Source organism: Acuticoccus kandeliae, from assembly GCF_003073115.1.
In genome coordinates this window covers 1-593 of sequence record NZ_QBBV01000027.1, presented here as the reverse complement: position 1 = coordinate 593, position 593 = coordinate 1, and the positions used below count along the sequence as shown (strand labels likewise).

Here is a 593-nt window from a genome sequence, read left to right as displayed (position 1 = left end):
CGACCTCGAAGCTGTCCCGTGAGCACGCCGTCGCCACCCCGGTGCCCGGGCTGGTCGTCGTGGCCGGGGGCAAGTACACGACCTACCGCGTGATGGCCGAGGACGCCGTCGACGCGGCCGTGCACTCGCTCGACGCGAAGGTGCCCGCCTCCTGCACCGAGAAGGTCCCGCTGCTCGGCGCCGAGGGCTTCACGGCGCTGCGCAACTCGACCCACCAGCTCGCCGCGCGCAGCGGGCTGCACCCGGTGCGGATCGAGCACCTGCTCGGCCGGTACGGCTCGCTGATCGACGAGGTCCTCGACCTCCTCATCGCCGACCCGACCCTGGCCGAGCCGCTCACCGGCGCCGAGGACTACCTGCGGGCCGAGGTCGTCTACGGCGCCTCGCACGAGGGCGCGCGGCACCTGGAGGACATCCTCGCCCGTCGCACCCGGATCTCGATCGAGACCTTCGACCGGGGCGTGGGTGCCGCCGAGGAGACCGCGACGCTGGTCGCCCCGGTGCTGGGCTGGAACGACGAGCAGATCGCCCGCGAGGTCGACCACTACGTCAAGCGGGTCGAGGCCGAGCGGGAGAGCCAGAAGATGCCCGAC

At 72.8% G+C, this 593-nt stretch carries 1 protein-coding gene; it reads left to right on the top strand.

The genetic code is table 11. The annotated features are described in order from the left end of the window. On the top strand, nucleotides 1-593 hold a 593-nt coding region (locus DBV35_RS29125; RefSeq protein ID WP_281262255.1), incomplete at both ends, for a glycerol-3-phosphate dehydrogenase C-terminal domain-containing protein.